At 66.7% G+C, this 8574-nt stretch carries 7 protein-coding genes; 4 read left to right on the plus strand and 3 right to left on the minus strand.

Translation table 11 applies throughout. From position 1 onward, the window contains the following. Window positions 1-68 precede the first annotated feature (68 nt). The 3 genes from grpE (at window position 69) to dnaJ (ending at window position 4208) form a co-directional block, all read left to right on the plus strand. Window positions 69-740, plus strand: a complete 672-nt coding sequence (gene grpE / locus I6U14_RS15565; protein ID WP_296900435.1) for a nucleotide exchange factor GrpE — start codon at window positions 69-71, stop codon at window positions 738-740. 238 nt (window positions 741-978) lie between these two features. Next, on the plus strand, window positions 979-2931 hold the full coding sequence (gene dnaK, locus I6U14_RS15570; RefSeq protein WP_296900436.1) for a molecular chaperone DnaK: 1953 nt from the start codon (window positions 979-981) through the stop codon (window positions 2929-2931). Between the two features lie 146 nt (window positions 2932-3077). After that, window positions 3078-4208, plus strand: a complete 1131-nt coding sequence (dnaJ, locus tag I6U14_RS15575; protein ID WP_296900437.1) for a molecular chaperone DnaJ — start codon at window positions 3078-3080, stop codon at window positions 4206-4208. A 78-nt stretch (window positions 4209-4286) separates the two neighbouring features. Here the strand turns inward: dnaJ and I6U14_RS15580 are convergent, their stop codons facing one another. The 3 genes from I6U14_RS15580 to I6U14_RS15590 all read right to left on the minus strand — a co-directional run bounded on the left by I6U14_RS15580 (window position 4287) and on the right by I6U14_RS15590 (window position 7554). Further along, a complete protein-coding gene (locus tag I6U14_RS15580) occupies window positions 4287-6101 on the minus strand; it encodes an ABC transporter transmembrane domain-containing protein (protein WP_296900438.1) in 1815 nt (604 codons plus the stop codon). 351 nt (window positions 6102-6452) lie between these two features. Further along, a complete protein-coding gene (locus I6U14_RS15585) occupies window positions 6453-6695 on the minus strand; it encodes a YdcH family protein (protein WP_296900439.1) in 243 nt (80 codons plus the stop codon). A gap of 331 nt (window positions 6696-7026) precedes the next feature. Continuing rightward, on the minus strand, window positions 7027-7554 hold the full coding sequence (locus I6U14_RS15590) for an OmpH family outer membrane protein (protein WP_296900440.1): 528 nt from the start codon (window positions 7552-7554) through the stop codon (window positions 7027-7029). Between the two features lie 229 nt (window positions 7555-7783). Between I6U14_RS15590 and I6U14_RS15595 the strand changes: the two genes are divergently transcribed. Then, window positions 7784-8317 (plus strand): DUF2058 domain-containing protein, encoded by a 534-nt coding sequence (locus tag I6U14_RS15595; protein WP_296900441.1) that lies wholly within the window; start codon window positions 7784-7786, stop codon window positions 8315-8317. Window positions 8318-8574: the final 257 nt, after the last annotated feature.

Genomic DNA, 8574 nt, shown 5'->3' on the forward strand with positions numbered 1-8574 from the left:
CGCTTAGACACAGACATTCACACCCTGGAGAGGCAAGCCTAGAAAAGGCAGTCCCTGGAGAAGACAACATGAATCCGGAGCGAGATCAGCAACACGACAGCCAGACGGAGACCGCCGCAGCCCAAGCTGCGCAGGAAGCTGGGCAGCAGCCGGAACCTGGGCAAGCGCCCGTTGGCGAGCAAGCGTCTGCCGGCGCCGCGGATGCCGGAGATGCCGGGCAAAACGCGGATGACCCAGACGCCCCGGGCGGGCCGGAGGCGCAGCCCGACCCGGCGCACCTCACCATGCTGCTGGAGGACGCCCGCGCCAAGGCGGATCAGGCCCACGACCAGCTGCTGCGCACCCGCGCCGAAATGGAAAACATGAGCCGCCGCCAGTCGAAGGAGCTTGAGAATGCGCACAAGTTCGCGCTGGAGGGCTTCATCAAGGAGCTGCTGCAGGTGCGCGACAGCCTCGAGCTTGGCTACGCCGCCGCCCAGGAGCCCGATGCCGACGTCGCGAAGCTGCGCGAAGGCACCGAGCTGACGCTCAAGCTCCTCGGCGATGTGATGAGCAAGTTCGGTGTCGAGCGGGTGCATCCGGAGGGCGAGCCATTCAACCCTGACTACCATCAGGCGATGTCCATGCAACCGCGCTCGGACCTACCGGCGAACACCGTCACCAACGTCATTCAGAGCGGCTACACCCTGAATGGCCGGCTGGTGCGCCCGGCACTGGTCATGGTCTCTTCGGAGGCCTGACGCGCGCCCGATGCGCGGCTCGCAGTGCCGTCGCCCCGCGCGCCGCCGGGACATGCAGGGCGCCGGCGGCTGCAGTACCCGACCCGGCTCAGGCCCACGCGAGAGAGCAGTGCTTGCGGCGCGAAGTAGGCTTGAGAATTTCAAGGTTTTGCCCAACCTCCCCGGCAGTTCCGGCCTCTGACGGTGCGACCCGGGGGCAACAAACAGATTCACCACAGTTTCGATTTGGAGAGACACCATGGGAAAGATCATTGGCATCGACCTCGGCACCACCAACTCCTGCGTCGCCGTCATGGAGGGCGACAAGCCGAAGGTGATCGAGAACGCCGAGGGTGATCGCACCACGCCGAGCATCGTCGCCTTTTCGGGCGACGGCGAGGTCCTCGTCGGCCAATCCGCCAAGCGTCAGGCGGTGACTAACCCGACCAATACGCTGTTCGCGATCAAGCGCCTCATCGGCCGCCGCTACGAGGACCACATCGTCTCCAAGGACAAGGAGATGGTCCCGTACAAGATCGTCAAGGCCGACAACGGCGATGCCTGGGTCGAGGTAAACGGCAAGAAGATGGCGCCGCCGGAGGTCTCGGCGAAGGTGCTGCAAAAGATGAAAAAGACCGCCGAGGATTATCTCGGCGAGTCCGTCACCGAGGCCGTCATCACCGTGCCGGCCTACTTCAACGATTCCCAGCGCCAGGCCACGAAGGATGCGGGGCGCATTGCGGGCCTCGAGGTCAAGCGCATCATCAACGAGCCCACCGCTGCGGCGCTGGCCTACGGGATGGACAAGAAGCGCGGCGATCAGAAGATCGCGGTCTATGACCTGGGCGGCGGCACCTTCGACATCTCCATCATCGAGATCGCCGAGATCGAGGGCGAGCACCAGTTCGAGGTGCTGTCCACCAACGGCGACACCTTCCTCGGCGGCGAGGACTTCGACCTGCGCATCATCGACCACCTGGTGGAGGTGTTCAAAAAGGAGCAGGGCTTTGATCTGCGCAACGATCCGCTCGCCCTGCAGCGCCTGAAGGAGGCCGCCGAGAAGGCCAAGATCGAGCTCTCCGCCAGCCAGCAGACCGACATCAACCTGCCCTACATCACGGCGGACCAGACGGGCCCGAAGCACCTCAACGTGAAGCTGACCCGGGCCAAGCTCGAGTCTCTGGTGGAGGATCTCGTCGATCGCACCATCGCCCCTTGCCGGACCGCACTCAAGGATGCCGGCATCGGCGCCGGCGAGATCAACGAGGTCATTCTGGTGGGCGGACAGACCCGCATGCCCAAGGTGCAGGAGAAGGTCCAGGAGTTCTTCGGCAAGGCGCCGCGCAAGGACGTCAACCCGGACGAGGCCGTGGCCGTCGGCGCCGCCATCCAGGGCGGTGTGCTGGGCGGCGGCGTCAAGGACGTGCTGCTGCTCGACGTGACGCCGCTGTCACTCGGCATCGAGACGCTTGGTGGTGTCATGACCAAGCTCATCGATAAGAACACGACCATCCCGACCAGCGCGAGCCAGGTGTTTTCGACAGCTGACGACAATCAGACCGCTGTCACCGTACACGTGCTCCAGGGCGAGCGTGAGCGGGCCATGGACAATAAGTCCCTCGGCCGCTTCGACCTCGCCGACATCCCGCCGGCGCCGCGCGGCGTGCCGCAGATCGAGGTCAAGTTCGACATCGACGCCAACGGCATCCTGAACGTCTCGGCCAAGGACAAGGCCACCGGCAAGGAGCAGTCCATCGTGATCAAGGCCAGCTCCGGTCTCTCGGACGACGAGATCGAGCGCATGGTGAAGGACGCCGAGGCCCACGCCGAGGAGGACAAGAAGTTCCACGAGCTGGTCGGCGCCCGCAACCAGGCGGACACCATGATCCACGCCACCCGCAAGTCGCTGGAGCAGGTCGGCGAAGACAAGCTGGAGCCCGGTGAGAAGGACCAGATCGAATCCGCCATCAAGGCGCTCGAGGAGGCCATGCAGGGCGAGGACAAGGATCGCATCGAGTCGCTCACCAAGGAGCTTGGTGATGCCTCCGCGAAGATGGCCGAGCGCCTTTACGCCCAGAACCAGGGCGGGCCTGAGTCCGGAGCCGGGGCTGCCGGTGCCGGCGGCGCTGAGGCCGGCGGCAGCGCCGGCGGTGGCGCCGACGACGACGTGGTGGACGCCGAGTTCGAAGAGGTCAAGGACGACAAGAAGTAAGGCCCACCGTGCGGCCATGACCCAACGAGAGACGCGTGGGCACCTGCTCACGCGTCCTTGCGTTGGAGGGCCGGATGATCTGCCCAAGGTGGGCACCGCCCCCACGCCACGACGAATAACAACGCAGTCCCCTCAAGACGACGCCGATGCCCCGCGATTATTACGAAGTCCTTGGTCTGAGCCGCAACGCCAGCGAGCAGGACATCAAGAAGGCCTTCCGCCGGATGGCCATGAAGTACCACCCGGATCGCAACCCGGACGACGCCGAGGCGCTTGCCAAGTTCAAGGAGGCCAAGGAGGCTCACGACGTCCTCACTGACCCCCGTAAGCGCTCCGCCTACGACCAGTTCGGTCACGCCGGTGTCAGCGGGCAGGGCGGTTTCGGCGGCGGGTCTGGGGACTTCGGCGCCGGCGGCTTCTCGGACATCTTCGGCGATGTCTTCGGTGACATCTTCGGTGGGCGAGCCGGCGGCAGGCGCACCCACCGCGGCACCGATCTGCGGTATGAGCTGTCACTGACCCTGGAGGAGGCCGTCGCCGGCACGGACGTCAGCATCAAGATTCCCAGCACCGTCGAATGCCATCACTGCGGTGGCAGCGGTGCCAAGCCCGGCACCAAGCCCAAGGAATGCAGCACCTGCCACGGTCACGGCCAAGTGCGCATGCAGCAGGGCTTCTTCTCCATCCAGCAGACCTGCCCTGCCTGCCGCGGCTCAGGCACCGTGATCGAAGACCCCTGCAAGCACTGCCGAGGCAGCGGCCGTCTGCGCGAAGAAAAGACGCTCAACGTCAAGGTGCCGCCGGGCGTCGACACCGGCGACCGCATTCGCCTTGCCGGCGAGGGTGAGCCAGGCGAGCAGGGCGGCCCACCCGGCGACCTCTATGTGCAGGTGATGGTGCAGGATCATCCCATCTTCACCCGTGAGGAGAGCCACCTCTTCTGCGATGTGCCCATCAGCTTCGCGACGGCGGCGCTGGGCGGCGAGCTGGAAGTGCCCACCCTGACTGGCAAGGTGGTGCTCAAGGTGCCGCCGGGCACCCAGACCGGCAAGATGTTCCGCATGCGCGGCAAGGGCGTGAAGCCGGTGCGCGGCGGCCCCGTGGGGGACCTCATCTGCCGTGTCATGGTCGAGACCCCGGTTAACCTCACTGAGCGCCAGAAGGAGCTGCTTCAGGAGTTGGACGAGACCCTCAGCAGCGGTGGTAAGCACCACAGCCCCCACTCCACCAGCTGGCTCGACGGGGTCAAGCACTTCTTCGAAAAGATGGGGCTCTGACACGGCGTAGAACCCTCTGCCAAATCAGCATCTCCCTAGAGAATCAGGCCGCAACAGACGTGCGCCGGCCCGCCGGGCTCAGTCTGTTGCCGCCGTCGGCAGGTCTTGGAACTGCAGCTGAGCCAAGCGTGCATAGAGCCCATCCTGGGCGAGGAGCTGGGCGTGTCGGCCCTGGGCGACCACGCGACCGTGGTCCAGCACCAGGATGCGGTCCGCGTCGCGCACGGTCGCGAGCCGATGGGCAATGACGATGCTCGTGCGCCCGATCATCAAGTGGGACAGCGCGTCCTGCACCAGGCGCTCGCTTTCGGCGTCCAGCGCGCTGGTGGCCTCGTCGAGCAGCAGCAGCGCCGGGTCGCGAAGGATGGCCCGGGCGATGGCGATGCGCTGGCGCTCGCCACCCGATAGGCGTACGCCGCGCTCGCCGAGGAAGGTCTCATAGCCCTGGGGCAGTCGCTGGATGAAGCCGTCCGCGTGTGCGGCGGTGGCGGCCGCGTGTACCTGGGCATCACTGGCCTCCTCGGTGCCGTAACGGATGTTCTCGGCCGCGGAGGTGGCGAAGATCACCGGGTCTTGGGGCACCACGGCGATATGCCGGCGCAGCTCTGCCGGGTCCAGCGCGCGCAGGTCGACACCGTCGAAGGTGATGCGGCCCTGCTGTAGGTCATAGAAGCGCAGCAGCAGGTGGAACAGTGTCGACTTGCCGGCGCCGGAGTGTCCCACCAGGGCGACGCGCTCGCCGGGGGCGATGTCCAGGTCCAGTCCCGCCAGCGCCGGGGTATCCGGGCGTGCTGGGTAGTGGAAGGTCAGGCCCTCGGCGCGGATGTGTCCCCGTGCCGGTATCGGCAGAGGGGTGGGCGCCGGCGGTGCCTTGATGGCGGGCTCAGTGACCAGGAGCTCCATGAGCCGTTCCGCAGCGCCGGCGCCGCGCAGCAGTTGCGCGATAATCTCGCTCAGAGAGCCCACCGAGCCCGCCATCAGCACCGCATAGAACAGAAAGGCGGACAGCTCGCCGCCGCTCATCTCGCCGGCCAGCACCGCATGGCCGCCGAGCCAGAGCACCGTGCCGATGGCGCCAAAGGCGAGCAGTGTCGCGACACCGGAGAGCAGCGCCGAGGCCACCGAGCGGCGCATTGCCGTGCTGAAGGCATGCTCCACCCGGTTGCCGTAGCGTTCGGCGTCGATGGGCTCGTGGCAGCTCGCCTGCACGGTCCGGATGGCATGCAGCGTCTCGTCCACATAGGCACCGACGTCGCCGATGCGGTCCTGGCTCTGGCGCGAGAGGCGTCGTACCCGATGCCCGATGAGCCAGGTGGGCAGGATCACCACCGGCACGCCGAGCAGCACCAAGGCGGTGAGCTTGGGGCTGGTGATCGCGATCATCACCAAGCCGCCGGCGGCGAGGATGGCGCTGCGCAGCCCCATGGCCAGGGTCGAGCCTACGACCACCTGCAGCAGCGCTGTGTCGCTGGTGAGGCGTGCAATGAGCTCACCGGTGCGGGTGGTCTCGTAGAACCCCACGTCCAGGGTGAGGGCGCGCGCGAAGACCGCACGGCGGATGTCTGCGACGACCCGCTCCCCGATCCAATTGAGCAGATAGCTGCGCACGGCCACCGACGCGGCGAACAGGAGCACCACGCCGAGGAATACGCCCAGCGCCAGGTTCAGCGCCTGCGGTGAGCCGCTGGCGAGTCCGCGATCGACGACGGCGCGAATCACCTGCCCGAAGGCGAGCAGCGCCAACGCTGCCAGCACCAACGCCGCCAGCGCCAGCGCCAGGCGCCCGCGGTAGGGCCAGGTGAAGCCGAGCAGCCGCACCAGGGGGCGGAGATGACGTGAGCGTGCGCGATCCGCGTTGTCGGCGGCGTCGGCGACTTGGCCGTGTTTCGGCATCGATAGTAATTGCTGTTATCTGTTTTGCAGGGCCGAGCACTCGGAGGCGAGCCCGTTCGGCGCCGGCTGTGCCGAGAGACCAGCCTGGGCCCCAGGCATGAGCGAGAAGCAGGTGCGGGCGGCGAGTGCGGGTCGCGGTGCGCCCGTGCGAGCGCTGCGAGCTAGGTCATCGCCCGCCGGCGTAGCTGCCGTCGAGGGGTTGTGGCAGGTGGGTGTGCCCCGTCCATGCGTCGGGGTGAGCCGCAAGGAAGATGCGCCGGCGCGACCCGCGCACGCCGTCCACCTGGCGGTCGCGGGCCTGATGTTGCGGCGCTCAGGCTGTCGGGGGCGACGGCCTGTCGGTGTTAAGGCTCATCCTTCCGGCCGCAGTAGATCGTAGAGCTTGTCTTTGAGCTGCAGTCGTTCCTTCTTGAGATCTTCGATGGTTTCGTCCGCCACCGGGGTGCCGAGCTCCTCAAGCTTGCGCACGCGCGCGTCCAGATCGTCGTACTGGTCCATCAGCGCCGCGAAATCCGTGTTGGACTCGCGCAGGTTTTCGATCTGGCCTTCCAGCTCCGGGAACTCGTGGAGCAGGTCATGTGTTTCGCCGAGCATCGGGTCATCGTCCTCCGCAGCAGCGCGCCCTGAGCGGCGCGAGTGGTTGCCCCGGGAGCAGGTTCCGGCCCCGTTCGCGCACGCTGTTGCCGGGTCGGCGTGCGCATGAGGCTTTGTTTACAGCCCGCGTCGGCGCCCGATGTGCCATGCTCGCGAGTCTGCTACTCCATTGTAAACCAGGGGTCATGTCGCCAGAACCATGCAGCAGCGCCCCGGGATGACCTGGGTTATGGAACCGGGCTGTCAGCAGCCGCGCGGCGGGTGGACGGGTGCTGGTAGCGCCTGGCGGCGGGCGGTGCGCTGAATCAGGCCCGGAGGGCCACGCAGAGATTCAGTCCGCGTTTAGCGCATCAATGACGGCCTGCGTCAGGTCTACTTCCGCCCCTTGCTCGAAGAAGAGCATGCCGGCGCGGTTGGGGTCGAAGGTGCTGACCTCAAACACCGCAGAGATGCCTTTCTCTTTGGCGACGGCCTCGATGGCTTCGCGTGCGGGCTCCATCAGCTTCTGCCCTTCTTCCTGTTGGATCTTGGCTACCTGCTCCTGCACCTTGGCGAAGTCGTCCTCGAACTGGGCAATCAGATCCTTGATCTCTGCCTCCTGCTTTTCGAGCTGTGCCTTGCTCATCAGCGGCTTGTCGCGCTCCAGTCGGGCTTGCATTTGCCGGATCTCCTGCTCGCGGCGGGCGAATTCCTGTTGTTCGTCGCCGAACTCTGCGTTGAGACGCTCCTGGACAGCCCGGCCCTGCGGGCTCTGGGCGAAGACTCGCTCCATGTTGACAAACCCCACACCCTCGGCTGCCGCGAGTGCAGGCAGCAGGCCGAGTAGGCCGAGGGCGAGCAGGCGGGCAGGACGATGCATGGCGGCGGTTCTCCGGGTCGGTAGTGAGCTGGGCGGCGGGTGGGAGGCGCATCGCGACTTTAGCGATGTCCTCGGTGTCGCGCCGGGATTCTACTGCCCGCGCTTTGCGAGCGACAGCCTGCGCCCGGCAAGCCCCAGCGCCGCTGGGCTAGAATGACCGAACGCTCCTCGGGCGGTACCGACGTGTGCTCGGTCCTGCCCTTCGGCCGCCGTTGTGGAGGCAAATCACATGGCCAACTCGCTGCAGGACCAGCTGCTAAAGGCAGGGCTCGTCAATGAGCAGCAGCTGAAACAAGCGAAAACCAAGAAGCGCAAGCAGAAGCGTGCCGGCGGCGGGCGTGCAGCGGACGATGCCGAGCGCGGTGCTGCCGCCGAGCGCGCGGCCGCCGCGAAACGCGAGCGCGATCAGGAATTGAACCGCCGGCGCGAGGCCGAGCGCCAACGCAAGGCGGAGCTTGTGGCCCTTTGGCAGCTGGTGCGGGATAACCGCGTCTCCCGAGATGGCGGTGACGTCGCCTATAACTTTGCCGACGGCTCCGCGCTCAAACGACTCTACGTCAAGGCACCGCAGCAAAAGGCCATCGCCGACGGCGAGCTCGCCATCGTGCGCCACGACGACTTCTACGAGCTCGTGCCTGCGGCGGTGGCGGAGCGCGCGGAGGCGACCGACCCCAGTACCCTGGTCCTCTGGAATAAGCCGGGTGTGGCCGATCCCGATGATCCTTATGCCGATTTCGAGGTTCCGGACGACCTGATGTGGTAACCACAGCCGCCGGGCTCCACCGGCGGCCCTCGGTCGTCGCGCGGCCGCACGCGCTGCTCTGCTCGATGCTCAGCCCCCCGAAACGGGGACGGTATACTTAATTGGTTCTTTCCGGCGCTCTGCGCCGCGAGAGCGCCTATCGACGCGGCGACGCCACCGGCGCGTTTGCTCTGATAAGGCCTGATCCGGCAACGTTGAGCGGCGGCGCGAGCCTCCGCCGCTCTGCGGCCGTGGGTGGACTAAAAGGTCGCGAGCTC

The organism is Thiohalocapsa sp., assembly GCF_019695415.1.
Classification (GTDB): Bacteria; Pseudomonadota; Gammaproteobacteria; order Chromatiales; family Chromatiaceae; genus Thiohalocapsa.